This window comes from Streptomyces sp. NPDC059456, assembly GCF_042750055.1.
GTDB lineage: Bacteria > Actinomycetota > Actinomycetes > Streptomycetales > Streptomycetaceae > Streptomyces.
Genome location: NZ_JBHYVA010000366.1, coordinates 7,827 through 8,260, shown reverse-complemented (window position 1 = coordinate 8,260; position 434 = coordinate 7,827). Strand labels below are relative to the sequence as shown.

General features: G+C 80.0%; 1 protein-coding gene. It reads left to right on the top strand.

The genetic code is table 11. The features are described from left to right. Positions 1-434 (top strand): LysR substrate-binding domain-containing protein (locus tag ACFXA3_RS26930; RefSeq protein WP_385190919.1); only part of this gene is annotated, 434 nt, incomplete at both ends.

Sequence of the window (434 nt, the reverse complement as noted above, 5' to 3'; positions counted from 1 at the left end):
GAGTGGGAGGCGGGCCCCGCGCTGCGCGAGGGCCGGGTCGATCTGGAGGTCGGGGCCATCGACCACGTCGACCCGGAGACCCGGGTCGAGGAACTGGTCACGCTGCGCATGGCGGCCGGCGTCAGGGCCGGGCATCCGCTCGCCGAAGGAATCCTGACGCCCGCCCGGCTGGCCGCTGCCGAGCACGTGGCGGTCAGCCGCCGGGGACGCTTCACCGGCCCGCTGGACGCGGCGTTGGCCGAGCAGGGGCTGAGCCGGCGGGTCAGTGCCGTGCTGTCCTCACATCTGGGGGCCATGGCGGTCGCGGCGGCCGGCGACGCGGTCTGCCTGGTGCCGGCCTCGCGGCCCGGCGGGCCCCCCGCCCCCCGCGGCGCCGCCGCGCCCCCCCCGGGCCCGGACCGGCTGGTCCACCCCGGGCCCCCGCCCCCCAGTAC